The sequence below is a fragment of the Pseudomonas sp. TH41 genome, from assembly GCF_016650695.1.
Lineage (GTDB): Bacteria > Pseudomonadota > Gammaproteobacteria > Pseudomonadales > Pseudomonadaceae > Aquipseudomonas.
In genome coordinates this window covers 557,016-581,720 of the sequence record NZ_JAEKFH010000005.1, presented here as the reverse complement: position 1 = coordinate 581,720, position 24,705 = coordinate 557,016, and the positions used below count along the sequence as shown (strand labels likewise).

The window sequence follows — 24,705 nt, the reverse complement described above, 5'->3', positions numbered from 1 at the left end:
CTTCAGCAACACTGAGGTTCCGTTATGAAACACAAGATCAAAAGATCGCAGCCTTCGGCAGCTCCTACAGGGGATGCGTGCTAGGCGTGGGATGTCATCTCCGCCTACACTGCCGATCCGCCAAAGGAGCCTGCCCATGCTGATTGTTGCCGACGAAAATATCCCGCTGCTCGATGCCTTCTTCGGAGGTTTCGGTGAAATCCGCCGCGTGCCGGGGCGTTCCATCGACCGCGCCACCATCGAAGAGGCCGATGTCCTGCTGGTGCGCTCGGTCACCAACGTCAACCGCGCATTGCTCGACGGCAGCAAAGTACGCTTTGTCGGCACCTGCACCATCGGCACTGATCACCTGGATCTGGATTACTTCAAACAGGCCGGCATCACCTGGTCCAGCGCTCCCGGCTGCAACGCCCGGGGCGTGGTTGACTACGTACTGGGCAGCCTGCTGACCCTGGCTGAAATCGAAGGCGCCGACCTGACTCAGCGCACCTATGGGGTGGTGGGTGCCGGTGAAGTCGGCGGCCGACTGGTCAAGGTGCTGCGAGGTTTGGGCTGGAACGTACTGGTCTGCGATCCACCACGGCAAGCCGCGGAAGGTGGCGATTTCGTCAGCCTTGAGCACATCATCGAGCAGTGCGACGTCATCAGTCTGCACACGCCGTTGAAGAAACACGGCGCCCAGACAACCTGGCACCTGTTCGATAAAAACCGTTTGAACCAACTCAAACCCGGCACCTGGCTGATTAACGCCAGTCGTGGCCCGGTGGTGGACAATGCCGCCCTGCGCCAGGTGCTGCTGCAGCGCGAAGACCTGCAAGCGGTGCTGGATGTCTGGGAAGGGGAGCCTGAGGTCGATGTGGCGCTGGCCGAACTCTGCGTGCTGGCGACGCCGCACATCGCCGGTTACAGCCTTGATGGCAAACAGCGCGGGACGGCGCAGATCTACCAGGCGTATTGCGAATTCCTTGGGCAATCGGCTCAGGTCAGCTTGAGCGATTTACTGCCGGCGCCGTGGTTGTCGCACGTGTCGTTGAACGCGGACAGCGATCCGGCCTGGGCGCTGGCGATGTTGTGCCGTGGCGTGTACGACCCGCGCCGGGATGATGCGGATTTCCGCCGCAGTCTTGTCGGCAACGTGAACGAGCAACGTGCGGCATTTGATGCACTGCGCAAGCATTACCCGCAGCGACGAGAGATTGATGGGTTGCAGGTGCGGATTGACGGGGAGTCACCCGCGTTGCGACAGATTGTCGCTGCTCTTGGCGCAACCTCGGCCTAAGAGCCTGACCGAATCCCTGTAGGAGCTGCCGCAGGCTGCGATCTTTTGATCTTGCCCCCATAAAAAACCCGGCCATCAGGGCCGGGTCAAGAAGACGGTGGCTACATCACTTTTGTTCGGCAGGCTTGACCAATCGCTGTTCCAGTTCGCGGCAAGCGTCCTGGATCATGTCTTCAGTGATCGGTACTTCGCGCCCATCTGCATCAATAATCGAGCAACCCAGAGACTGGTGCGGCTTCGTGCGGATCACTTCAATCTTGTCATCGCTGCTGTTTTGCAAGGACATGGCCTGTCTCCTCTTCAGGTTGTGTGCCTACTCTAAAGCCGTCAGGTGACCGGGCTGTGACAACTCCCTGCGATCTTTCCAGGACGGTAACTCCAGTCCACCAGAAATACCGCAGTGCTGCCACCCGAACTTTAGACCAATAGCGTCTAGGCGCTAGTCTTGGCGGTCATAATTAACCGGACTCATTGTGATTTATAGAGTTCCAGGTTGGGACGAGTGTAGGCTGGGCCCTGTCAATTTTCTGTGATCAGGCTATCGAATGATTTCAATGCTTTCTTCCCGTCAGCGCCGCGCCATTCGATTGGCCAGTCAGTTTCTTGCGCCCTATCGCTGGCCGGCTTTCGGTGCCTTGCTGGCATTGATCGTCACGGCGGGCATCACGTTGTCGATGGGGCAGGGGATTCGATTGCTGGTCGATCAGGGGTTCATGACCCAGTCGCCCCATTTACTCAACCAGTCCATTGGCCTGTTCATGCTGCTGGTGGTCGGTCTGGCAGTCGGTACCTTCGCGCGTTTTTACCTGGTGTCGTGGATCGGTGAGCGTGTCGTCGCCGACATCCGCCAGCAGGTGTTTAACCACCTGATTTACCTGCATCCGGGTTTCTACGAAGACAATCGCAGCTCCGAGATTCAGTCGCGGCTAACCGCCGATACGACGTTGCTGCAATCGGTGATCGGCTCTTCACTGTCACTGTTTTTGCGCAATCTGCTGATGGTCATCGGCGGGATCGTGCTGCTGTTTATCACCAACCCCAAGCTCACCAGCATCGTGGTCATTGCGTTGCCACTGGTGATTGCGCCGATCCTGATTTTCGGTCGCAGGGTTCGCACCCTGTCGCGGCTGAGTCAGGACCGGATCGCCGATATCGGCAGTTACGTTTCCGAAACCCTGGGCCAAATCAAGACCGTGCAGGCCTACAACCATCAGGTTCAGGACGAGCAGCGTTTTGCCGTCACAGTAGAGGAGGCTTTCAACACCGCCCGTAAACGCATTTTCCAGCGGGCTTGGCTGATCACCCTGGTGATCGTGCTGGTGCTGGGCGCGGTGGGCGTGATGCTCTGGGTCGGCGGCATGGACGTGATCGCCGGACGGATTTCCGCGGGTGAGTTGGCGGCGTTTGTCTTCTATAGCCTTATCGTCGGAAGCGCCTTCGGTACGTTGAGCGAAGTGATTGGCGAGTTACAGCGGGCGGCAGGGGCGGCTGAGCGGATTGCCGAATTGCTGCGCTCGGAAAACATCATCCAGCCACCGACCACAGGCCTGGTGACGTTGCCTGAGCGAGTGAAGGGCGATCTGGTACTGCAAGACGTGCGCTTTTCCTACCCGTCGCGTCCTGAAAGCTACGCCGTCGATGGCTTGAATCTGACTATCAATGCCGGCGAAACCCTCGCGCTGGTAGGGCCTTCCGGTGCGGGCAAGTCGACGGTGTATGACTTGCTGTTGCGCTTTTACGACCCGGCCGAAGGACGCATCTTGCTGGATGGCGTGCCGCTGACTCAGCTTGATCCATTGGACCTGCGACGTTGTTTCGCGCTGGTATCGCAAAACCCGGCGCTGTTCTTTGGCAGCATCGAAGAGAACATCCGTTACGGCAATCCGACGGCAACCCTGGCGCAGGTTCAGGAAGCGGCGAAAATCGCCTACGCCCATGACTTCATCGAGGCCATGCCCAACGGCTACCAGACCCACCTCGGTGACGGCGGCCTCGGTTTGTCCGGCGGTCAGCGCCAACGCCTGGCCATCGCCCGGGCGCTGCTGGTGGACGCGCCCATTCTGCTGCTCGACGAAGCGACCAGCGCCCTCGACGCCCAAAGCGAACACCTGATCCAGCAAGCCCTGCCGAGCCTGATGAAAAACCGCACCACACTGGTCATCGCCCACCGCTTGGCCACAGTGAAAAACGCCGACCGGATCGCGGTAATGGACCAGGGGAAACTGGTGGCGGTGGGAACGCATCAGGAATTGATTGCGAGCAATGCGTTGTATGCGCGGTTGGCGGCGTTGCAGTTTAGTGATGGCAAGCCTGAATTCGGTCTTCACTTGTAGGACTGAGCGGCTGAACGGCTGTAGGGTTGAACGACTGAACGACTGAACGACTGAACGACTGAACGACTGAACGACTGTAGGAGCTGTCGAGTGAAACGAGGCTGCGATCTTTTGATCTTGATCTTCAGCGGTACCGATAAGGTCAAAAGATCGCAGCCTCGTTTCACTCGACAGCTCCTACATAGCTCCTACATAGCTCCTGCCGGTCATTGATCGTCGAAGTACCGCTCATGCCAATCCACCAGCGGCTGCGGCGAGTTCAACTTCTGACCATAGATCACCGAGTACGACAGCACGTTCTGCACGTACTGACGGGTTTCGTCGAACGGGATGCTTTCTACCCAAACGTCGAAGCTCAGGTGGTCCGCGCCGCGCAGCCACTGGCGCACGCGGGCGGGGCCGGCGTTGTAGGCGGCGGAGGCGAGTACGCGGTTGCCATTGAATTGACTGTGAACCTGGCTCAGGTACGCGGCGCCGAGCTCGATGTTCTTGTCCGGGTCGAGCACTTGCTGCGGTGAAGCCAGCGGAATGCTGAACTTGCGCGCGGTTTCCTTGGCGGTACCGGGCATCAACTGCATCAGGCCGCTGGCGCCGACGCCGGAACGAGCGTCGTCCATGAAGGCGCTTTCCTGTCGGGTGATGGCGAACACCCAGCTCGAATGCAGGCCACGTATCTTGGCTTCACGCACCAGGGTTTCGCGGTGGGCCATCGGGAAACGGATGTCCAGATCGTCCCAGTACTGCGCCTGACTGATAGTGCGGATCGCCGGGAAATACCATTTCAAGTCGTAGGCCAGTTTCGCCTGGGCGACCATTTCGTCACGGCTGAAGTGGCGGCTGACGTAATACCACTCGCGGCGACCGTCGACGATCTGCCCGCGAGCGTGGAGTTCCAGGGCGCGCCGTACGCCGGGGGTGTTGCGCACCTTGTTGATCAGTGCCTGGCTAAGCACCAGCGGTTTATTGACCAGCGAATAAGGTGACTGCGAACGATCGGCCGCGAGGAAGCCGTAAAAATCCCGCTCGCGAGCAAGGCTTTTATAGAGCGTCTGTGCTTCCGGGTTTTGCGGCTGCGCCAGTTCCAGGCTACGGGCCTGCCAGTAGCGCCAGCGGTTGGTCGTCGCCAGATCCTGAGGCAAGCGGCGGGTCAGCTGATAGGCATCGTCCCAGCGGGCCAGGCGCAGCAACAAGCGCAGGCGCCATTCGGACACCGTGTTGTCCCGCAGTTCCGGGTCGTACTTGGTCATCACATCCAGCGCACGGCTGTCAAAACGTCGTGCGAGGGTCAGGCCGATTTCCCGGGCGATCGCCACTTTTTCATCACGGGAGAAGTGCATGCTGCTGGCATAGCCGTCGAGCAGGTCCATGGCCTTGTCCGGATCCTGGCGTGCCAGGCGGCGCAGGCCAAGGCTGACCACGTCAGACATCGGCTCGTCGGCCGGGGTGAAGCGCGATGGCTGGTTAAGCAGCTCGGGTTTCTGCGCTACATCCACCAACAACCGACCGCGAGGGGCGAGGGTGGTCAGGCCGTTGACCAGGCTATTGGCCAGCGGATAGTTGCGAGCCTGGGCGGCCAGCTTGGCGCGTTCCCAGCGTTTCTGCTCGGTCAGCTGGCCTTCGGCGGCCCATTGTCCGAAAAGTGCATCGCAAGCAGCAGGTTGAGATTTGCCGGTCAGCCAGAGTTTGTTGGCGTTGGCGTAACCTTCAGATTTCTGGTTATGACCGATCTGATACTGCGCGTTCAGGCAGTCCAGCTCGGTGAAGTTCATCTTGGGGTCGTAGTACTTGACGAAGGTCGCCCAGTCGCCGCGATCGGCCAGCCAGCGCAACCAGCGCAACTTCATCCAGTTGGCTTGCGGCAGGTCACCGTGTTCGGCGAGGAATTTCTCGATTTCTTCATTGCTAGCGGTTTTAAGGCGTGCGGTCAGTTCGTCATACGCCAGGTAGGGCTCCAGCGGGTAATCGCTGAGGGCCTGGCTGTAACGGAAATAAGGACCGGTATCACCCTTGGCCAAGGCGCGTTTGGCCTCATCGTAATATTGGCGTTGGGTGGACAGGTCCACCGCCTGGGCAGATTGAGCGGCAGTGGCAGAGAGAAGCAAGCACGATAAAAGACTGAAAAGGCGACTGCGCATGAGACATCCGGGCAGAGAAATCATGACAAGTTCGGGCAATACCCGTACTGAATAATCTGTAGCTTAGCCTTTTGCCAGCAGCGGGCGAAAGCTTTGCTGGCCCGTCAGCCTAAGTTCGCAACATTTGTCATGCAGAGTGCTTCCACATTGAAATTGCCGGCCTTCTGAAGCCTCAAGTCAGGTAGAATGCGCGCCCGGTTTTTGGAGAAGCTCATGACCCTGCTCAAATTCAGCGATGTGTCCCTTGCTTTCGGCGCTATGCCGTTGTTGGACAAGGTGTCCTGGCAGATCGCCCGTGGTGAGCGGGTGTGCATCATCGGCCGCAACGGCACTGGCAAGTCCAGCATGATGAAGCTCGTCAAGGGCGACCAGAAGCCCGACGAAGGCTCCGTTTGGCGTGCGCCAGGCCTCAAGATTGGCGAATTGCCGCAAGAATTGCCGGTAGCCGACGAGCGGACGGTGTTCGACGTGGTGGCCGAAGGCCTGGACGGCGTGGGCGAGCTGCTTGCGCAGTATCATCACCTGAGCCAGAACATCGTCACCGACGCCGATCTGGACAAGCTGATGCACGTCCAGCACGACCTCGAGGCCCGCGATGGCTGGCGCTTGCAGCAACTGGTCGACAGCACGCTTAGCCGTTTGCAGTTGCCTGCCGACAAGACCCTCGCCGAGTTGTCCGGCGGCTGGCGTCGCCGCGTCCTGCTGGCTCAGGCCCTGGTTTCCGAACCGGACCTGCTGCTGCTCGACGAACCAACCAACCACCTGGATATCGGTGCGATTGCCTGGCTTGAAGAAGCGCTGAAGGATTTCCAGGGCGCCGTGCTGTTCATCACGCACGACCGTTCATTCCTGCAGAACCTCGCTACCCGCATCCTCGAACTGGATCGCGGCGGTCTGATCGACTGGAACGGCGACTACGCCAGCTTCCTCGTGCACAAAGAAGCCACGCTGGCGGCTGAAGAAACCGCTAACGCGCTGTTTGACAAGAAGCTGGCCCAGGAAGAAGTCTGGATCCGCCAGGGCATCAAGGCCCGTCGCACCCGTAACGAAGGCCGCGTCCGCGCATTGAAAGCCTTGCGCGTCGAGCGCAGCGAACGTCGCGAGCGCACCGGCAAGGCCAACATTCAGCTGGACACCGCTGACAAATCCGGCAAGCAGGTGATGGTCCTCGAGAACGTGAGTTTCGCTCACCCGGGTGGCCCGTTCCTGATCAAGGATTTCTCGATGGTCCTGACGCGCGGCGACCGTATCGGTCTGCTTGGCGCCAACGGCACCGGCAAGACCACCCTGCTGAAACTGATGCTCAACGGTCTGCAGCCAACCAGCGGCAAAGTGGAAGAAGGGACGCGCATCGACGTGGCCTACTTCGACCAGTTGCGCCATCAGCTGGACCTGGAAAAGACCGTGATCGACAACGTCGCGGAAGGTCGCGACTTCATCGATATCGATGGTCAGAGCCGTCACGTGTTGAGCTATCTCGGCGACTTCCTGTTCAGCCCGCAGCGTGCCCGCACGCCGGTGAAGGCGCTGTCCGGTGGTGAGCGTGCCCGTCTGTTGCTGGCCAAACTGTTCAGCAAGCCGGCGAACCTGCTGGTCCTCGACGAACCGACCAACGATCTCGACGTCGAAACCCTCGAACTGCTGGAAGAGGTCTTGCTGACCTTCAACGGCACCGTACTGATGGTCAGCCACGACCGGGCATTCCTCGACAACGTGGTGACCAGCACCCTGGTCTTCGAAGGTGAGGGCAAGGTTCGCGAGTACGTCGGTGGTTATCAGGACTGGCTGCGTCAGGGCGGTTCACCGCGCCTGCTGGGCGTGACCGAGAGCAAATCCGGCAAAGCCGACCTGACTTCTGCTGTCGTGACGGCAGAAGCTGCGCCGGTTGCAGCCGTCGAAGCGCCGGTGGCGAAGAAGAAGCTCAGTTACAAGTTGCAGCGTGAGCTGGAAATGTTGCCGGGTCAGATCGAAGCCATGGAACAGCAGATTGCCGTGGTTGAAGCTCAGATGGCCGATGCTGGCTTCTATCAGCGTCCGGCTGCCGAGACGGCGGCGGTGATCGCTCAGCTGGAACAGTTGCAGGCTGAGCTCGACGTGATGGTCGAGCGCTGGGCCGAGCTGGATGCCTGATTGATCCTGCTGTAAAAAAGCCCGACCTCGGTAATTCGAGTGTCGGGCTTTTTGTATGACGCAAGGCCGAATCGATCTTTGTAGGAGCGAGCTTGCTCGCGATGGTCGTCAACGATAGCGCTGACAGTCTGACACCCCCGTGCGTTCTCAGGTTTATCGCGAGCGAGCTCGCTCCTACAGGGGTTTCGTGTTGTCAGCTTTTGATCAGGCGCACCGCGAGCACATCGCAAGGCGCACCGTGCAAGACATCATTGGCGGTGGAGCCCAGCAGAAGCGCCAGACCATGCCGCCCGTGACTGCCCACCACGATCATGTCGCATCCTTGCTCCTTGGCCAGGTGGTGAATCTCCTGGCGCGGCTGGCCGTAGGTCAGGTGGCTGTATTCCTTGGTGAGCTCCGGATATTTCAGGATCAGCCGGTCCAGGCGTTCCCGGGCCTGATCGAACTGCTGTTGTTGCAGTTGTGACAGGTCCATCGGCACGTCGCCACCGAAGGCCATGGCCATCGGTTCGACAATGTGCACCAGGGACAGCTTCGCACCGTTGCTCACCGACAGTTCGCGAGCGCGGTGGATTACAGGATCGCACTCTTCGGTTAGATCTACAGCGACCAGAATGTGGTTGTAGGGCATGAGGTGCTCCTCCTGAGGATTGCAATATTGGTAAGTATGGCTGGTTTCAAGCGCATTGTTTCCAAAGTGACTGAATGCGCTCATCAAGAATCGGGAGTACAGATATGACGGTCTGGATAGTGGTGTCAATCCTGTTGGTGGTGTTGAGTCCGCTGGCATGGTTGCGGCCGTCCCGCCACCAGAGCGGCCGTATGGCCCTGCGCATGGAGGCGCGACGCCTCGGGCTGGCGATGCAGCTGGCGCCTCAGGAATGGCCGCACTGGCTGAGTCAGGAGCCGCCGAGCCCCTGTGCGCAGTATCACCGGCCACGACGTGGGAATAAGCCGGCCTGCTGGAGTTATTGGCAAAAAGCGCCGGGTGTGTGGGTGAATCAGTGGCAAGAGGTCTGCGAAGATCCGGCGTTGTTGATTCATTTCGAAAAGTTGCCAGACAACGTCTACAAGATCGAAGCGGACAAGCAAATGATCACGTTGTATTGGGGCGAAAAGGGTGACGCGACTGTTTTGCAACAGATTGATGCCACCCTCAAAGCCCTTGCCTGAACTCCGCCCCGTGTAGGAGCTGCCGAAGGCTGCGATCTTTTGATCTTGCCGTTAAAGCAAAATCAAAAGATCGCAGCCTTCGGCAGCTCCTACAAAACCGCATATGTCCGGAAGGCAGGCAATAAAAGCCGCGTCGTATTCGTCCGGAAAGCAGGCAATAAAAAGCCCGACATCAACATCGGGCTGGGTTGGCCAGGCAGGCCGGTAATTCGGTGTGGGGCTGATCTTGCGCTGGGCATTCGCCAAAAGTGCTCATGTTTTTTCTCGGTGTCCCGCCAGCGTAGCCCGTTAAACACAGGCTGCCGCGAATTAGGGCGACTTTTCTAACTATTGATTCTATGAATGGCCTCACATGCATCCGCGTGTTGCAGGGCTTCGCGGTACGGAAATGACCGGAAAGTCGCGTTTCAACCCGTATTTTGGGCGATTGACAATTGTCGGAAATTCCGTGAAGGTGACGTACCCAAATCAAACGGGCGTATGAATTGAGCGTTTGTATTTCAGACCGCTCCTACAGAATCCCGACTATCGCGTTGGCGGGTGTGCCGGGTGGATTGGCGTTAGCATCGACGAACAGCGTCCCTGCCGAGCCATTCGCCTGCGTCCGACGTGTACTGTTCAGCTTCCATATCGTGGAGATCAGTTGATGATTTACGAAGGTAAAGCCATCACGGTTAAGGCTCTTGAAAGTGGCATCGTCGAACTGAAGTTCGATCTCAAGGGTGAGTCCGTCAACAAGTTCAACCGTCTAACCCTGAACGAACTGCGTCAGGCCGTAGACACCATCAAGGCAGATGCTTCGATCAAGGGTGTGATCGTCAGCAGTGGCAAGGACGTGTTCATCGTCGGCGCCGACATCACCGAATTTGTCGAGAACTTCAAGCTGCCTGATGCAGAGCTTGTTGCAGGCAACCTCGAAGCCAACAAGATTTTCAGCGATTTCGAAGACCTCAACGTCCCGACTGTCGCCGCAATCAACGGCATCGCCCTGGGCGGCGGTCTGGAAATGTGCCTGGCGGCGGACTACCGCGTCATGTCCACCAAGGCCAAGATCGGTCTGCCGGAAGTCAAGCTGGGTATCTACCCAGGCTTCGGCGGCACTGTGCGTTTGCCGCGCCTGATCGGTGCCGACAATGCCATCGAATGGATTGCCGCCGGTAAAGAAAACCGTCCTGAGGACGCGCTGAAAGTCGGCGCAGTGGACGCAGTGGTTGAGCCTGAGAAACTGCAGGAAGCGGCCCTCGAGCTGATCAAGCGCGCCATCTCCGGCGAGTTCGACTACAAGGCCAAGCGTCAGCCGAAGCTGGAAAAGCTGAAGTTGAACGCGATCGAACAAATGATGGCCTTCGAAACCGCCAAAGGTTTTGTCGCCGGTCAAGCTGGCCCGAACTACCCGGCGCCTGTTGAAGCGATCAAGACCATCCAGAAAGCTGCGAACTTCGGCCGCGACAAGGCGCTGGAAGTCGAAGCTGCCGGTTTCGTCAAACTGGCCAAGACCTCTGCCGCGCAGTGCTTGATCGGTCTGTTCCTGAACGATCAGGAGCTGAAGAAAAAGGCCAAGGCCTACGACGAAATCGCCAAGGACGTGAAGCAGGCTGCCGTATTGGGCGCCGGCATCATGGGTGGCGGTATCGCTTATCAGTCGGCCTCCAAAGGTACGCCGATCCTGATGAAGGACATCAACGAGCACGGAATCGAGCAGGGGCTGGCTGAAGCCGCCAAGCTGCTGGTGAGCCGCGTTGATAAAGGTCGCATGACGGCTGCAAAAATGGCTGAAGTGCTTAACGGCATTCGTCCAACCCTGTCCTACGGTGATTTCGGTCACGTGGATCTTGTGGTTGAAGCCGTCGTCGAGAACCCGAAGGTCAAGCAAGCCGTTCTGGCCGAAGTGGAAGACAATGTCAAAGAGGACACGATCCTCGCGTCCAACACGTCGACCATTTCCATCACCTTGCTGGCGAAAGCCCTCAAGCGTCCGGAAAACTTCGTCGGCATGCACTTCTTCAACCCGGTGCACATGATGCCGCTGGTTGAAGTGATTCGTGGCGAGAAGTCCAGCGAGCTGGCCGTTGCCACCACCGTTGCCTACGCCAAGAAAATGGGCAAGAACCCGATTGTCGTCAACGATTGCCCGGGCTTCCTGGTCAACCGCGTGCTGTTCCCGTACTTCGGCGGTTTCGCCAAATTGGTCAGCGCCGGTGTGGACTTCGTCCGTATCGACAAAGTCATGGAAAAATTCGGCTGGCCAATGGGCCCGGCGTACCTGATGGACGTGGTCGGCATCGACACCGGTCACCACGGTCGTGACGTAATGGCTGAAGGTTTCCCGGACCGCATGAAAGACGACCGTCGTTCGGCAGTCGACGTGCTTTACGAAGCCAAGCGCCTGGGCCAGAAGAACGGCAAAGGCTTCTATGCCTACGAGACCGACAAGCGCGGCAAGCAGAAGAAAGTTGCCGATCCGTCGGTGCTGGAAGTGCTCAAGCCGATCGTCTACGAGCAGCGCGAAGTCACTGACGAAGACATCATCAACTGGATGATGATCCCGCTGTGCCTGGAAACCGTGCGTTGCCTGGAAGACGGCATTGTCGAAACCGCCGCCGAAGCCGACATGGGTCTGGTCTACGGCATTGGTTTCCCTCCATTCCGTGGCGGTGCGCTGCGTTACATCGATTCGATCGGTGTTGCAGAGTTCGTTGCCCTGGCTGACCAGTACGCTGATTTGGGCGCGCTGTACCAACCGACCGCGAAGCTGCGTGAAATGGCCCAGAACGGCCAGAGCTTCTTCGGTTAAGCGCCCCCAACTAGAGTGAGAGTGAACTTATGAGCTTGAATCCTAGAGACGTCGTGATTGTCGACTTCGGTCGTACTCCGATGGGCCGCTCCAAGGGCGGCATGCACCGCAACACCCGCGCTGAAGACATGTCGGCGCACCTGATCAGCAAATTGCTGGAGCGCAATGTCAAGGTTGATCCGAGCGAAGTCGAAGACGTGATCTGGGGCTGTGTAAACCAGACCCTGGAACAGGGCTGGAACATCGCTCGCATGGCGTCCCTGATGACTCAGATCCCGCACACTGCCGCCGGCCAGACCGTCAGCCGTCTGTGTGGCTCGTCGATGAGCGCCCTGCACACTGCCGCGCAAGCGATCATGACCGGCAACGGTGACGTATTCGTGGTGGGCGGCGTCGAGCATATGGGCCATGTGAGCATGATGCACGGTGTCGATCCGAACCCGCACATGTCCCTGTACGCGGCGAAAGCCTCGGGCATGATGGGCCTGACCGCTGAAATGCTCGGCAAAATGCACGGCATCACCCGCGAACAGCAGGACGCTTTCGGCGTACGCTCCCATCAGCTCGCTCACAAGGCGACTGTGGAAGGCAAGTTCAAAGACGAAATCATCCCGATGCAGGGCTACGACGAGAACGGTTTCCTGAAACTGTTCGACTACGACGAAACCATTCGTCCGGAAACTACCCTGGAAAGCCTGGCAGCATTGAAGCCAGCGTTTAACCCGAAGGGCGGCACCGTGACAGCCGGTACTTCGTCGCAGATCACTGACGGTGCTTCGTGCATGATCGTGATGTCGGCGCAGCGTGCACAGGACCTGGGCATCCAGCCTATGGCGGTGATTCGCTCGATGGCAGTGGCAGGTGTGGACCCGGCAATCATGGGCTATGGTCCAGTACCGGCCACACAAAAAGCACTGAAGCGCGCGGGTCTTGGCATTAACGATATCGACTTCTTCGAGCTCAACGAAGCTTTCGCCGCACAGGCCCTGCCAGTGCTGAAAGATCTGAAAGTGCTCGACAAGATGAACGAGAAGGTTAACCTGCACGGCGGCGCGATCGCCCTGGGTCACCCATTCGGTTGCTCCGGTGCGCGAATCTCCGGCACTTTGCTGAACGTGATGAAGCAAAATGGCGGCACCTTCGGGGTAGCCACCATGTGCATTGGTCTCGGCCAAGGCATCTCCACCGTCTTCGAACGCGTTTAAGCGTTCCGTTGATGGAAGCCGGGGCCAAGTGCCCCGGTTTTTGTTTTTCTGAATTTTTTTTATTTTTTATTTGTGTGAGGGCCAAACCATGCCGATACAACCTGGGCTCTACCAACATTACAAAGGTCCGCAGTACCGCGTATTCAGTATTGCGCGGCATTCGGAAACCGAAGAAGAAGTGGTCTTCTACCAAGCCCTGTATGGCGATTACGGCTTTTGGGTGCGTCCCTTGAGCATGTTCCTGGAGTCGGTCGAGGTTGACGGCGAACAGGTGCCACGCTTTGCTTTGGTGCAAGCCGAACCGAGCCTTTTTACCAAGCCATAAGCTGAGTGCGCGCAGGACCCTGCGCTTGACCTCACCTTGTAGCCACTATATATAGCGGTGCCGCGTCAGGCGCCAACCGCCTTTCACTTCTAGAATTCAGGAATTTTCTGATCCATGGGCAAATCGCTGGTCATTGTGGAATCCCCGGCTAAGGCCAAGACCATCAACAAGTATCTGGGTAACCAATACGTGGTGAAGTCGAGTATCGGCCATATCCGAGACCTGCCCACCAGCGGTTCGGCTAGCGCCAGCAAAGAGCCAGCCGCCAAGCGCGGCAAGGCTGCCGCAGGTGAAGGTCCGGTGCTCACGCCGAAAGAGAAAGCGCGCAAGCAGCTGGTCTCGCGCATGGGCGTCGATCCCGATCATGGCTGGAAAGCCAAGTACGAGATCCTCCCGGGCAAGGAAAAGGTCATCGAAGAGCTGCGCCGGCTCGCCAAAGATGCTGACACCATCTATCTCGCAACCGACTTGGATCGCGAGGGGGAAGCCATTGCCTGGCACCTGCGCGAAGCCATTGGTGGTGACGACAGCCGCTACAAGCGCGTGGTGTTCAACGAAATCACCAAGAAGGCGATTCAGGAAGCCTTCTCCAAACCCGGCGAGCTGGACATCGACCGCGTAAATGCCCAGCAGGCGCGTCGTTTCCTCGACCGCGTGGTGGGTTACATGGTTTCGCCGCTGCTGTGGGCCAAGGTTGCCCGTGGCCTGTCCGCCGGTCGCGTGCAATCGGTTGCCGTGAAGCTGGTGGTCGAGCGTGAGCGCGAAATCCGTGCGTTCAACCCGGAAGAATACTGGGAAGTCCACGCCGACCTCGGCACCGCCAAGGGCGCCACCGTGCGTTTCGACGTAGCCCGCGAGAAAGGCGAAGCCTTCAAGCCGCTCAACGAAGCCCAGGCCATGGCCGCGCTGGAGAAGCTCAAGGCTTCCAGCTACAGCATCGTCAAGCGCGAAGACAAACCGACCAGCAGTAAGCCGTCGGCACCGTTCATTACTTCCACGTTGCAACAGGCCGCGAGCAACCGCCTGGGCTTCGGCGTGAAGAAGACCATGATGATGGCCCAGCGTTTGTACGAAGCCGGCTACATCACCTATATGCGTACCGACTCCACCAACCTCTCGGCTGATGCCGTGACGATGGCGCGTACTTACATTGAAGACGAGTTCGGCAAGAAGTACCTGCCGGAAACTCCGAACGTCTACAGCAGCAAGGAAGGCGCACAAGAGGCTCACGAAGCGATTCGTCCGTCCGACGCCAATACCGAGCCAAGCAAGCTGTCGGGCATGGAGCGCGATGCAGAGCGGCTCTACGAGCTGATCTGGCGCCAGTTCCTTGCTTGTCAGATGCTGCCAGCCCAATACCTGTCGACCACGGTCACCGTCGGTGCCGGCGACTTCGAGTTGCGCGCCAAGGGCCGCATCCTGAAGTTCGACGGTTACACCCGCGTCATGCCGCAAATCACCAAGCCAGGCGACGACGATGTGCTGCCGGACATGGCCCAGGGCGACGCGATGAAGCTGATCAAGCTTGATCCGACCCAGCACTTCACCAAGCCGCCGGCGCGTTACTCGGAAGCCAGCCTGGTCAAGGAAATGGAAAAACGCGGCATTGGTCGTCCTTCGACCTACGCTGCGATCATTTCGACCATCCAGGATCGCGGCTACGTGGCGCTGCATAACCGTCGTTTCTATTCGGAAAAGATGGGCGACATCGTCACCGAGCGCCTGGCCGAGAGCTTCTCCAACCTCATGGACTACGGCTTCACTGCCGGCATGGAAGAGAATCTCGATGACGTGGCCCAGGGCGAACGCGACTGGAAAAACGTGCTGGACGAGTTCTACGGCGACTTCAAGAAGAAGCTGGAAGTAGCCGAAAGCGCCGAAGGCGGTATGCGCGCCAACCAGCCGGTGATGACTGACATTCCGTGCGTGGTGTGCGGTCGTCCGATGCAGATTCGTACCGCATCGACCGGCGTGTTCCTCGGCTGCTCGGGCTACAGCCTGCCGCCGAAAGAACGCTGCAAGGCCACCGTTAACCTGGTGCCGGGCGATGAAATCGCTGCGGATGACGAGGGTGAGTCTGAATCGCTGGTACTGCGTGGCAAGCACCGTTGCCCAATTTGCAGCACGGCGATGGACGCTTACCTGCTCGACGAGAAGCGCAAGCTTCACATCTGCGGTAACAACCCGGATTGCTCGGGTTACGAGATCGAAGAGGGCACCTATCGTATCAAGGGCTATGAAGGTCCGAGCCTGGAGTGCGACAAGTGCGGCAGCGAGATGCAGCTCAAGACCGGCCGTTTCGGCAAGTTCTTCGGTTGCACCAACGCGACCTGCAAGAACACCCGCAAACTGCTGAAAAGTGGTGACGCGGCGCCGCCGAAAATGGACCCGGTGAAGATGCCTGAGCTGAAATGCGAAAAGGTCAACGACACCTACATCCTGCGCGACGGTGCTTCCGGCCTGTTCCTGGCGGCCAGCCAATTCCCGAAAAACCGTGAGACCCGTGCCCCGTTGGTCATGGAAATTGTGCCGCACAAGGACGAGATCGATCCGAAGTACCACTTCCTCTGCGAAGCGCCGAAGAAAGATCCGGACGGCCTGCCGGCAGTGATCCGTTACAGCCGCAAGACCAAAGAGCAATACGTGCAGACAGAGGTCGACGGCAAACCGACTGGCTGGAAGGCGTATTACGACGGCGGCAAGTGGACGGTTGAAGACAAGCGCCCGGCGAAGGCTGCCAAGGCTTAAAGAGCTTTACTGTAGGAGCGAGCTTGCTCGCGAAGAACCTGAGGGCGGCGTTTGCATCCAGATAACACGCGTCATCGTTAACGTCCTTTGCGAGCAAGCTCGCTCCTACAGCAAGCGCCCTCGCTACAAAAGGCCGCATGACAACCCTCGGGTTTTCATGCGGCCTTTTTGTTTTGGGCTTGCGGGAAACGGAGGTGATCCACGACACTGTCTGACCTGCGTGAAGCACTTATTTCGTTGTGGAGGCTGCCGTCATGGCCCACGAACTCTATACCCGCACCAACCAGAAGATTTATTTCGCCGGCCTGTCGCTGGAAGCACTCGCCAAAGCCGAAGAGGGGCGGGCGATGAACTCGCTGGCGCTGATTCAGGCTGGGCGTGAATCAGCGTTGTTTCACCTGTACGGTGCTTTGCTGGGGCTGTGCCATGAAATCGCCGGCTTCTATCGCTTGCCTCAGGCTAATGCGCCTCGGGCCGAGATGCTGCTGACTCGCGAGGTGCTGGAAGCCATCGCCATTCCCGAAATGGCCGAGATGGTCGAGTTGGCTAACAACTCGGAAACCTGGCTGGCCAAACTGTTGGCGGCCCATGCCGCACTGTTTCAGCCGCCTCGCGCTCCGCACAAACCCAAGGGCGATGTGACACAGCCGCTGATCCTGGCCGTTAACCTGGATGAGGAAGAGGCAACTGAAGAGTTGAGCCGGGACGAGCTGGAGAGCTGGCGTCAAAATCTGAAAGGGTTGGCGATTCGGTTTCGCGAAGGTCTGAACGAGTGCTGATTGCCGGTGATCCAGTGGTGTGATTAAAAGCGCTGCTGGTCAAGATCCCGAGCGAAGCCTGAGCGATGCCTATATAATCCCCGCCTTTCGTGGAGAACAGACCTTTATGCCAACGTCCTTTCTAGAAATTGTCGAGTTACCAGACGGTCGTATCGAGTTGCGCAGGGCTGAGGACGAGGGTTCTCTGGTTACTTTGGATTTCTCCAAGGATGCCAAAGCGTTCCTGCAAGGCCAACACGTGGAAGTCGCCAAGGCGATGTTGAGCGTCGGTGTACAGATGGCAGGACGTCTGGTTGAAGGCGATTTCAACACGGAAGAGGGCGCGCGGGTTCTTCATTGATCCCCGTCCGTCGGTTTCTGCGGACACCGCTACAGATCGGCTTCTCTATCCTTGGAGAAGCCCCGCGCTGTTCCAGGCGCGCATTGTGTATCAGTTAACCCAGTCGAATATTCAAGCTTTGTGCGTCCCCGATGCGGGCGGCGCTGATCAACTGTTGCCGTGAAGTTGTGCTCAGTGGATTGAGCCAGCTGACGACTGTATGACTGCGGCCCAGGCGCAAGGCTTCGCAAGTCAATTGCTGGGCGCTTTGGGTGCCGCGCGGTTGCAACAGCAGGATGCCTTCGCGGTTCAGGCCGGCGTCCCGCAGCCACGCCTGGGTCAGGCTGGCAGGCGGGGCGATCAATGTCAGCCAGCGCGCATCCTGATCCTGGCTCAATTCCCTGAGGATCGGTGCCAGAAGGTTCAGGCAGTTCCCGGTCGCACCACGCAGTGACAGTTCACTGAAAACTTCAGGTTCGGCGCTCCAGGGAGACTCGATCACGTCTTTCAGGATAGGCGCCAACGGCTGCGCCATAAACGCCTCGAACAAGGGCAGTTGGGCTTGCTGTGGTGTGTGTGGGAACTGCATAAAGCCTCCTTTAGCGGCGAATGACGCCGACACTCAAGCCTTCGATCACCAGTTCCTGATCTTTCAGGTTCACTTCGATAGGGGCGAATTCCGGGTTTTCGGCAATCAACCAGACTTTGCTGCCATCGCGCTTGAAGCGCTTGACGGTCACTTCATCACCGATTCGCGCCACCACGATTTGGCCGTTGCGGGCTTCTCGGGTGGTGTGGACTGCCAGCAGGTCGCCGTCAAAGATGCCCACGTCCTTCATGCTCATGCCATGAACCCGCAGCAGATAATCGGCGCGAGGATGGAAGAAGGTCGGGTTGATGTTGCAGGACTCTTCGATGTGCTGCTGGGCGAGAATTGGCGCACCGGCGGCCACTCGGCCAATGATCGGCAGGGTGGATTCGTCGGCCTTGGCTTCAAAGCCGGGAATGCGAATTCCGCGGGAAGCACCGGGCGTCATTTCGATCGCCCCCTTGCGGGCCAGCGCCTTGAGGTGTTCTTCCGCCGCGTTGGGCGACTTGAAACCCAGCTCTTGAGCGATTTCCGCCCGGGTCGGCGGGTAGCCGTTGTCTTCTAGGCAGCGTTTGATGAAGGCCAGAATCTCTGCTTGGCGTGGCGTCAGCTTTAGCATATTGATCGCTCTGTCTTTTTATACAGTGACTGGGATTATATACAGTGAAAGCGTCTTGGCAATGCCCCTTTTTTTGCATGCCGCCGGACGGTCGATCAGCCTGCTGATTTACGCTTCGCCGATGTATGGTTAAATAGCTGACCGACCATTCCCAAAACGAACCGCCAGGCTTGACAAGGCCAAGGCTGAAACGTATGTTTCAAACAAGTGTTTGTCAGGCGGAGTAGCCATGGCCCAGTCGGAAACCGTTGAACGTATTCTTGATGCTGCCGAGCAGTTGTTCGCGGAAAAAGGTTTCGCTGAAACCTCGTTGCGTCTGATCACCAGCAAGGCCGGTGTCAATCTGGCGGCGGTGAACTATCACTTCGGATCGAAGAAGGCGCTGATTCAGGCAGTCTTCTCGCGCTTTCTCGGGCCGTTTTGCCTCAGTCTCGATAAAGAGCTGGAGCGGCGCCAGGCCAAGCCTGAGAACAAACCGACACTTGAAGAGCTGCTGGAAATCCTCGTCGAACAAGCCCTGGTGGTGCAGCCACGCAGCGGTAATGACCTGTCCATTTTCATGCGTTTGCTCGGGCTGGCCTTCAGTCAGAGCCAGGGCCACTTGCGTCGTTATCTGGAAGACATGTACGGCAAGGTGTTCCGCCGCTACATGATGCTCGTCAATGAAGCCGCACCGCGTATTCCGCCGATCGAACTGTTCTGGCGCGTGCATTTCATGCTGGGTGCCGCAGCGTTCAGCATGTCCGGTATCAAGGCCTTGCGCGCGATTGCCGAGACCGATTTCGGTGTTAATACGTCCATCGAGCAAGTGATGCGACTGATGGTGCCGTTCCTGGCCGCTGGCATGCGTGCCGAAACCGGCGTCACCGATATGGCCATGGCCACCGCGCAGTTGCGTCCGCGCAGCAAATCGACCCCGATCGCCGCCAAGGTTTAACCGCACACGGGTGGGCGCGACAGCTTACATCCGCTAAGCTAGCCGCCCATGCCGACTCTCGTTCTGAACCCGCTCCCCATTTATAGCGCCGACCTGCCGGGCACAGCCCTTGGCAGCGAACGCATGCGAGCCGGGTTTATCGTTATCAAGGAATCTCTATGACTGCTGGCCTGCAAGGCTCGTTGATGGTGGACGTCGCCGGTACCTGGCTGACGGCTGAAGATCGCCAATTGTTGCGTCAGCCCGAAGTGGGTGGCCTGATCATTTTTGCCCGCAACATCGAACATCCACGCCAGGTGCGTGAGTTGAGCGCCGCGATCCGTGCCATCCGTCCTGATCTGCTGTTGGCGGTGGATCAGGAGGGAGGCCGGGTTCAGCGTCTGCGGCAGGGCTTCGTACGGCTGCCCGCCATGCGCGCCATCGCCGACAACCCGAATGCCGACTACCTGGCCGAGCAGTGCGGCTGGATCATGGCGACAGAGGTGCTGGCCGTCGGTCTCGACCTGAGTTTCGCTCCGGTGCTGGATCTGGATTACCAGCGCAGCGCGGTGGTCGGCACGCGCTCCTTCGAAGGTGACCCCGAGCGCGCAGCGTTGCTGGCCGGTGCCTTTGTCCGCGGCATGAACAGCGCTGGCATGGCCGCCACCGGCAAGCACTTCCCGGGTCACGGCTGGGCCGAGGCGGATTCGCACGTCGCGATCCCGACTGACGAACGCAGCCTCGACGAAATCCGCGCCAACGACCTGGTGCCGTTCGCCCGACTGAGCAAGCAACTGGCTGCCGTCATGCCTGCCCATGTCATTTATCCACAGGTCGACTCCCAACCAGCCGGGTTCTCTCGTCGCTGGTTGCAGGACATCTTGCGCGGCGAGTTGCAGTTCGACGGCGTGATTTTCAGCGACGACCTGTCCATGGCCGGTGCCCACGTGGTTGGCGATGCCGCCAGCCGAATCGAAGCGGCGCTGACGGCCGGTTGCGACATGGGCCTGGTGTGCAACGATCGCGCGGCGGCGGAGTTGGCCCTGAGCGCTGCCCAGCGCCTGAAGGTGAAACCGTCCGAGCGCATTGCGCGGATGCGCGGCCGGTCGTACGCCAGCACTGAGTACCGTCAGGACCCGCGCTGGCTCACAGCTATCGGCGCACTCAAAGAAGCTCAACTGATTGAATAAGGACTTTTCGTTATGACGGTTTACGCGATTATCGGTGGCACCGGCCTGACTCAACTCGAAGGCCTCAGCATTCGTCAGTCGTTGGTGGTAGACACGCCCTACGGTGCGCCGTCGGCCGAGGTGCAGATCGGTGAGTACGCCGGCAAGGAAGTGCTGTTCCTGGCGCGTCACGGTCACCCGCATCGTTTCCCGCCGCATCAAGTGAATTACCGCGCCAACCTCTGGGCGCTGAAACAGGCCGGTGCCGAAGCGATTCTGGCGGTCAACGCGGTGGGTGGGATTCATGCCGCGATGGGTACCGGGCATTTCTGCGTGCCACACCAGCTGATCGACTACACCAGCGGTCGCGACCACACTTTTTTCGCCGATAACCTGGAGCAAGTCACTCACATCGACTTTAGCTATCCCTACAGCGAGCCCCTGCGTCAGCAATTGATCGCGGCGTTGGCGGCTGAAGGCGTGGGCTACAGCAGTCATGGCGTGTATGCCTGCACACAAGGCCCACGACTGGAAACCGTTGCTGAAATCGCGCGACTGGAGCGTGACGGTTGCGACATCGTTGGCATGACCGGGATGCCGGAAGCGGCATTGGCGCGCGAGCTGGAACTGGATTACGCCTGCCTGGCACTGGTGGTGAACCCGGCGGCGGGCAAGTCGACGGCGGTGATTACCATGGCCGAGATCGAGCAGGCATTGCATGACGGGATGGGGAAGGTGAAGTCGACGTTGGCGCGGGTGTTGGCTGGCTGAGTATTCCCGTACACCGAGTTGATCCATTCGCGAGCAAGCCCGCTCCCACATTAGTTTTATGTTGGCCCCATTATCATTGGGTAACACAGATCGAGTGTGGGAGCGGGCTTGCTCGCGAAGGCGATCTATTAGGCACCGAGTACCTCAGCGCTTCTCCAACTTATCCGGTAACGGCGCAAACAACGCCTCAATATCATCACTCTGCAACTTCCAGTCCCCGGTCTTGCGTCCATCCAGCACGCCGGCCGCCAGGTCGGACTTTTCCTTTTGCAGGTGCTGAATCTTCTCTTCCACCGTGCCGCGGGCAATCATCTTGTAGACGAACACCGGTTTTTCCTGGCCAATGCGATACGCACGGTCGGTTGCCTGGTTTTCCGTCGCCGGGTTCCACCACGGATCGTAGTGAATCACGGTGTCCGCTTCAGTCAGGTTCAACCCAACACCACCCGCCTTCAAACTGATCAGGAAGATCTGGCGCTTGCCGCTCTGGAAGTCTTTTACCGGCGCGCGTCGATCGCGGGTTTGTCCGGTCAACAACGCATATTCAACGCCGCGTTTCGTCAGCTCGACCTCAATCAACGCGAGCATTGAAGTGAACTGCGAAAACAGCAGAATTCGCCGGCCCTCTTCGAACAATTCATCCAGCATTTCCATCAGGCTATCGAGCTTGCCCGACGTGCTGCCGCGAGTCGGCAGCACCGCCTCGTTGACCAGGCGCAAATCGCAGCACACCTGGCGCAGTTTCAGCAACGCCTCAAGAATGATGATCTGGCTGCGGGCCACGCCCTTGCGGGTGATCTCGTCGCGGACTTTCTTGTCCATGGCCAGGCGCATGGTTTCGTACACGTCGCGTTGAGCTTCATTGAGTTCGACCCAATGGATGATCTCGGTTTTCGGCGGCAGTTCGGTGGCCACTTGTTCTTTGGTGCGACGCAACAGGAAGGGTTTTATCCGACCGTTGAGGTGCTGAAGTCTGACTTCGCTGGCGCGCTTTTCGATGGGGACACGGTAATCGCGATTGAAGCTTTTCACATCGCCGAGCCAGCCGGGCAGCAGGAAATGAAACAGCGACCAGAGCTCTCCCAGGTGGTTTTCCAGCGGCGTACCACTCAGGCACAGGCGTTGGCGGGCATTCAGCTCGCGGGCGGCCTGGGCAGCCTTGCTGTTGGGGTTCTTGATGTACTGCGCTTCATCCAGAACCAGCACATGCAACGGCTGTGCAGCCAGACGTTCGACGTCTTTGGGCAGCAGCGCATAGGTGGTCAGGATCAGGTCGTAATCAGCCAGATTATCGAAGTGTTTTTTGCGAGTGGCACCGTACAGCGCCAACACGTTGAGTTGCGGTGTGAAATGCGCCGCTTCATCCAGCCAATTGGGGATCAGGCTGGTGGGCATCACCACCATGCACGGCCGATCGAGGCGTCCGGCGATCTTCTCGCTGAGAATATGCGCCAGAGTTTGTAGGGTTTTGCCCAGGCCCATGTCGTCCGCGAGGATCCCGCCGACTTCCAGTTGTCGCAACGACTGCATCCAGCTCAGGCCTTCCAGCTGATACGGACGCAACGTGGCGTTCAAGCCTTCCGGTGCGGTTGCGGTGACGTCCTTGATGTCCCGCAGGCGCTGAGCCAAGGTGCGGATCTGTTCGCCACCTTCCCAAAGCAGCGGCATACCTTCCAGCGGGTTCAGGCGCGTGGCGTCGGCCTTGCTCAGGCGCAACGTGGTTTCGCCGGGCCCTTGCAGATAGAACTCACCGAGGGTCGCCAGCACCGGTTTCAAACGGCCGAAGGGCAGGGCGACCTGTAAGGGGCCGTACTCGGAGTTCGGGCGGTTGGGGATGTTCACCAGGATCAACTCATCGTCGCGGCGTCGGGCGAGGCGCTCCGGGTTGAGGATTTCGGTGTGGGAGCGCATCAGGTTCAACAGGATCGGCAATAGACTCAGCCGCTCGCCGTTGACGATGATCCCCAGCTCCAGGTCAAACCAGTCGCGCTCCGGAGCCTGTTCGACCGTGGCGTACCAGTCATCCACGGCGGTCAGGTCGAAACCGAATTCCTCGTCGATCTGCAGCTCCCAGCCTTGGGTGCGCAGTTTCGGCAGCTCATTGAGGGTAAAGGTCAGCCAGGCGCTGTCATTGACCATCTCGAACAGCTCGCCGGCACTTTCCGGCAAGGCTTTGCTTTGCCGGGTGGCGATTTTGAAACCGAGAATTCGCAGCTGTTCCCTGTAGGCCTGTTCGACTTCCGGATGACGTTTTATCCGCAGCGTCTGGGTTTCCTGACGGATCAGGATGTCGGTGTTCTTCTGCCCGGAAACGTATTCATCCAGATAGCTGAAGGACAGCGCCGCGCGATGCTGGATGTAGCGTTGCATCTTGCCGTTGCGTGGTTCGAAGGCGCTGAACTCGATACTCGCCAGCCACAGACGCGGCACCGGTTGCACGTTATCCACCAGCACTTGCGGCGGCGCCTTGGGGCTACGGTTTTCCAGCACGGCCTGCAGCTTTTCCAGCAGCTCGGCGTCTTGGGCGGCGGCGGGATAAGCCAGGGTTTCCTGAACTTTTAGCAGCACTGCCGCGCAATGCTTGCAGTTGCTATGGACCGGGCAAGTGCAGCTGGCATCGACCATCAGCAAGGTGGCTTTGGCTGACTCGCGCAGGCGAATGGTCTGACGGTAAACGTTACCGCCAGAGCCTTCGCAGGCAGCAATGATGGTGGCGTCGCCGGCCTCGACGATCCTGACGCGGTTCTCCATCGCGTAGCGGCGGCCACGCTCCAGGCTCTGTTCCTTGAATCGGCTGACCCAGGAAGGTGCCAGGGGTTTGCTCAGGGAGGGGGGCATAAGGACTTCAATCAGTCCGGGATTTCATCGGGGACTGTCCGAGGCGCAGGGACGGTCAGCGAAGTGATCTTGATCAGCAGGGCCAAGTGGCCATTGTCGAGGAAGTTCAGCTGGCCGTTCTTGGTGTGGCTTTCCTGCTTCAGGTGTTCACTGGCAGTGACCACGCCGCTGGCGTCGAACCGGTTGACCCAGAAATCGGCGTCGACGTCAGTGAAGCGTCCCAGTTTCAGGTTCAAGGTGCCCTCGATCGGAAATTGGCCGTATTGCTCTTTGCCCTCGCTGATCGCGACTTTGCTGGCGGCTTCACCGAGGGTCTGTTGCCAGGCCTTATGCAGCAACACCGTGTAGTCGGCGCTGGCGGTGAGTTTTTCCACTTCGCCATTCAGGCTTGGTGTGCGCAGGCTGTTGGGGTCGATGTGCTGCGCACCGACGGCCCAGTCTTCCGGTGCGGCGCGGCTGACGATGGCGGGCACGGCATTTTGGCGGACCAGGATCATTTCAACCTGATACAGATCATCGGCAAACACCGAGGGTGCGACCAGGGTGATCAACAAGGTCAGCGAGCGAAACAGGCGCATGCGGC

Annotated in this window: 21 protein-coding genes; 13 read left to right on the top strand and 8 right to left on the bottom strand. The window is 59.1% G+C overall.

Features of this window, described 5'->3' with window-relative positions; translation table 11 throughout:
• The first annotated feature begins 136 nt into the window (after positions 1–136).
• On the top strand, positions 137–1,279 hold the full coding sequence (pdxB, locus tag JFU37_RS21180; RefSeq protein ID WP_201118255.1) for a 4-phosphoerythronate dehydrogenase PdxB: 1,143 nt from the start codon (positions 137–139) through the stop codon (positions 1,277–1,279).
• Between the two features lie 106 nt (positions 1,280–1,385).
• On the opposite strand, the gene JFU37_RS21175 is transcribed toward pdxB, so the two are convergent.
• Positions 1,386–1,565, bottom strand: a complete 180-nt coding sequence (locus tag JFU37_RS21175; RefSeq protein ID WP_201118253.1) for a PA1571 family protein — start codon at positions 1,563–1,565, stop codon at positions 1,386–1,388.
• 259 nt (positions 1,566–1,824) lie between these two features.
• Here JFU37_RS21175 and JFU37_RS21170 point away from each other — a divergent pair, with 259 nt between their 5' ends.
• Positions 1,825–3,612 (top strand): ABC transporter transmembrane domain-containing protein, encoded by a 1,788-nt coding sequence (locus JFU37_RS21170; protein ID WP_201118251.1) that lies wholly within the window; start codon positions 1,825–1,827, stop codon positions 3,610–3,612.
• A gap of 206 nt (positions 3,613–3,818) precedes the next feature.
• Here the strand turns inward: JFU37_RS21170 and JFU37_RS21165 are convergent, their stop codons facing one another.
• On the bottom strand, positions 3,819–5,747 hold the full coding sequence (locus JFU37_RS21165; RefSeq protein ID WP_201118240.1) for a transglycosylase SLT domain-containing protein: 1,929 nt from the start codon (positions 5,745–5,747) through the stop codon (positions 3,819–3,821).
• 213 nt (positions 5,748–5,960) lie between these two features.
• Here JFU37_RS21165 and JFU37_RS21160 point away from each other — a divergent pair, with 213 nt between their 5' ends.
• A complete protein-coding gene (locus JFU37_RS21160; RefSeq protein WP_201118231.1) occupies positions 5,961–7,877 on the top strand; it encodes an ATP-binding cassette domain-containing protein in 1,917 nt (638 codons plus the stop codon).
• Positions 7,878–8,070: 193 nt separating this feature from the next.
• On the opposite strand, the gene JFU37_RS21155 is transcribed toward JFU37_RS21160, so the two are convergent.
• Positions 8,071–8,508 (bottom strand): universal stress protein, encoded by a 438-nt coding sequence (locus tag JFU37_RS21155; protein ID WP_201118223.1) that lies wholly within the window; start codon positions 8,506–8,508, stop codon positions 8,071–8,073.
• Positions 8,509–8,612: 104 nt separating this feature from the next.
• On the opposite strand from JFU37_RS21155, the gene JFU37_RS21150 reads away from it, so the two are divergent.
• On the top strand, positions 8,613–9,050 hold the full coding sequence (locus JFU37_RS21150; protein ID WP_201118222.1) for a hypothetical protein: 438 nt from the start codon (positions 8,613–8,615) through the stop codon (positions 9,048–9,050).
• Positions 9,051–9,101: 51 nt separating this feature from the next.
• Here JFU37_RS21150 and JFU37_RS21145 read toward each other — a convergent pair whose 3' ends face one another.
• The gene (locus tag JFU37_RS21145; protein WP_201118221.1) at positions 9,102–9,296 is read right to left on the bottom strand and encodes a hypothetical protein; all 195 of its coding nucleotides are present in this window, start codon (positions 9,294–9,296) and stop codon (positions 9,102–9,104) included.
• 400 nt (positions 9,297–9,696) lie between these two features.
• On the opposite strand from JFU37_RS21145, the gene fadB reads away from it, so the two are divergent.
• The 6 genes from fadB to JFU37_RS21115 all read left to right on the top strand — a co-directional run bounded on the left by fadB (position 9,697) and on the right by JFU37_RS21115 (position 17,241).
• On the top strand, positions 9,697–11,844 hold the full coding sequence (gene fadB, locus JFU37_RS21140) for a fatty acid oxidation complex subunit alpha FadB (RefSeq protein ID WP_201118220.1): 2,148 nt from the start codon (positions 9,697–9,699) through the stop codon (positions 11,842–11,844).
• A gap of 29 nt (positions 11,845–11,873) precedes the next feature.
• Positions 11,874–13,049: an acetyl-CoA C-acyltransferase FadA gene (gene fadA / locus JFU37_RS21135; RefSeq protein WP_201118219.1), complete on the top strand. Its 1,176-nt coding sequence runs from the start codon at positions 11,874–11,876 to the stop codon at positions 13,047–13,049.
• A gap of 88 nt (positions 13,050–13,137) precedes the next feature.
• On the top strand, positions 13,138–13,374 hold the full coding sequence (locus JFU37_RS21130; RefSeq protein ID WP_008028485.1) for a DUF1653 domain-containing protein: 237 nt from the start codon (positions 13,138–13,140) through the stop codon (positions 13,372–13,374).
• Between the two features lie 114 nt (positions 13,375–13,488).
• Positions 13,489–16,122: a type I DNA topoisomerase gene (gene topA / locus JFU37_RS21125; RefSeq protein WP_201118218.1), complete on the top strand. Its 2,634-nt coding sequence runs from the start codon at positions 13,489–13,491 to the stop codon at positions 16,120–16,122.
• 254 nt (positions 16,123–16,376) lie between these two features.
• On the top strand, positions 16,377–16,901 hold the full coding sequence (locus JFU37_RS21120) for a DUF6586 family protein (RefSeq protein ID WP_201118213.1): 525 nt from the start codon (positions 16,377–16,379) through the stop codon (positions 16,899–16,901).
• 106 nt (positions 16,902–17,007) lie between these two features.
• Positions 17,008–17,241, top strand: a complete 234-nt coding sequence (locus JFU37_RS21115; RefSeq protein WP_201118204.1) for a hypothetical protein — start codon at positions 17,008–17,010, stop codon at positions 17,239–17,241.
• Between the two features lie 94 nt (positions 17,242–17,335).
• On the opposite strand, the gene sulA is transcribed toward JFU37_RS21115, so the two are convergent.
• Together sulA and lexA are read right to left on the bottom strand one after the other, a co-directional pair.
• Positions 17,336–17,809 (bottom strand): SOS-induced cell division inhibitor SulA, encoded by a 474-nt coding sequence (gene sulA, locus JFU37_RS21110; RefSeq protein WP_201118201.1) that lies wholly within the window; start codon positions 17,807–17,809, stop codon positions 17,336–17,338.
• 10 nt (positions 17,810–17,819) lie between these two features.
• Positions 17,820–18,428, bottom strand: a complete 609-nt coding sequence (gene lexA, locus JFU37_RS21105; protein ID WP_054054288.1) for a transcriptional repressor LexA — start codon at positions 18,426–18,428, stop codon at positions 17,820–17,822.
• 229 nt (positions 18,429–18,657) lie between these two features.
• Between lexA and JFU37_RS21100 the strand changes: the two genes are divergently transcribed.
• From JFU37_RS21100 to JFU37_RS21090, 3 genes are all read left to right on the top strand, one after another.
• Positions 18,658–19,365: a TetR/AcrR family transcriptional regulator gene (locus JFU37_RS21100; protein WP_201118199.1), complete on the top strand. Its 708-nt coding sequence runs from the start codon at positions 18,658–18,660 to the stop codon at positions 19,363–19,365.
• A gap of 170 nt (positions 19,366–19,535) precedes the next feature.
• On the top strand, positions 19,536–20,534 hold the full coding sequence (gene nagZ / locus JFU37_RS21095; protein WP_201119490.1) for a beta-N-acetylhexosaminidase: 999 nt from the start codon (positions 19,536–19,538) through the stop codon (positions 20,532–20,534).
• Positions 20,535–20,546: 12 nt separating this feature from the next.
• A complete protein-coding gene (locus tag JFU37_RS21090; RefSeq protein ID WP_201118197.1) occupies positions 20,547–21,284 on the top strand; it encodes an S-methyl-5'-thioinosine phosphorylase in 738 nt (245 codons plus the stop codon).
• Positions 21,285–21,428: 144 nt separating this feature from the next.
• Here JFU37_RS21090 and JFU37_RS21085 read toward each other — a convergent pair whose 3' ends face one another.
• Complete coding sequence (locus JFU37_RS21085) at positions 21,429–24,122, bottom strand: DEAD/DEAH box helicase (protein WP_201118195.1); 2,694 nt, start codon at positions 24,120–24,122, stop codon at positions 21,429–21,431.
• An 11-nt stretch (positions 24,123–24,133) separates the two neighbouring features.
• On the bottom strand, positions 24,134–24,700 hold the full coding sequence (locus JFU37_RS21080) for a CsiV family protein (protein ID WP_201118194.1): 567 nt from the start codon (positions 24,698–24,700) through the stop codon (positions 24,134–24,136).
• Positions 24,701–24,705: the final 5 nt, after the last annotated feature.

Coding starts and splice junctions, on each gene's coding strand:
- pdxB (WP_201118255.1), top strand. CDS start 137: ATGCTGATTGTTGCCGACGAAAATATCCCGCTGCTCGATGCCTTCTTC.
- JFU37_RS21160 (WP_201118231.1), top strand. CDS start 5,961: ATGACCCTGCTCAAATTCAGCGATGTGTCCCTTGCTTTCGGCGCTATG.
- JFU37_RS21080 (WP_201118194.1), bottom strand. CDS start 24,700: ATGCGCCTGTTTCGCTCGCTGACCTTGTTGATCACCCTGGTCGCACCC.
- JFU37_RS21090 (WP_201118197.1), top strand. CDS start 20,547: ATGACGGTTTACGCGATTATCGGTGGCACCGGCCTGACTCAACTCGAA.
- JFU37_RS21130 (WP_008028485.1), top strand. CDS start 13,138: ATGCCGATACAACCTGGGCTCTACCAACATTACAAAGGTCCGCAGTAC.
- fadA (WP_201118219.1), top strand. CDS start 11,874: ATGAGCTTGAATCCTAGAGACGTCGTGATTGTCGACTTCGGTCGTACT.
- JFU37_RS21170 (WP_201118251.1), top strand. CDS start 1,825: ATGATTTCAATGCTTTCTTCCCGTCAGCGCCGCGCCATTCGATTGGCC.
- JFU37_RS21150 (WP_201118222.1), top strand. CDS start 8,613: ATGACGGTCTGGATAGTGGTGTCAATCCTGTTGGTGGTGTTGAGTCCG.
- JFU37_RS21100 (WP_201118199.1), top strand. CDS start 18,658: ATGGCCCAGTCGGAAACCGTTGAACGTATTCTTGATGCTGCCGAGCAG.
- JFU37_RS21155 (WP_201118223.1), bottom strand. CDS start 8,508: ATGCCCTACAACCACATTCTGGTCGCTGTAGATCTAACCGAAGAGTGC.
- topA (WP_201118218.1), top strand. CDS start 13,489: ATGGGCAAATCGCTGGTCATTGTGGAATCCCCGGCTAAGGCCAAGACC.
- JFU37_RS21165 (WP_201118240.1), bottom strand. CDS start 5,747: ATGCGCAGTCGCCTTTTCAGTCTTTTATCGTGCTTGCTTCTCTCTGCC.
- lexA (WP_054054288.1), bottom strand. CDS start 18,428: ATGCTAAAGCTGACGCCACGCCAAGCAGAGATTCTGGCCTTCATCAAA.
- JFU37_RS21175 (WP_201118253.1), bottom strand. CDS start 1,565: ATGTCCTTGCAAAACAGCAGCGATGACAAGATTGAAGTGATCCGCACG.
- fadB (WP_201118220.1), top strand. CDS start 9,697: ATGATTTACGAAGGTAAAGCCATCACGGTTAAGGCTCTTGAAAGTGGC.
- JFU37_RS21085 (WP_201118195.1), bottom strand. CDS start 24,122: ATGCCCCCCTCCCTGAGCAAACCCCTGGCACCTTCCTGGGTCAGCCGA.
- JFU37_RS21120 (WP_201118213.1), top strand. CDS start 16,377: ATGGCCCACGAACTCTATACCCGCACCAACCAGAAGATTTATTTCGCC.
- sulA (WP_201118201.1), bottom strand. CDS start 17,809: ATGCAGTTCCCACACACACCACAGCAAGCCCAACTGCCCTTGTTCGAG.
- JFU37_RS21115 (WP_201118204.1), top strand. CDS start 17,008: ATGCCAACGTCCTTTCTAGAAATTGTCGAGTTACCAGACGGTCGTATC.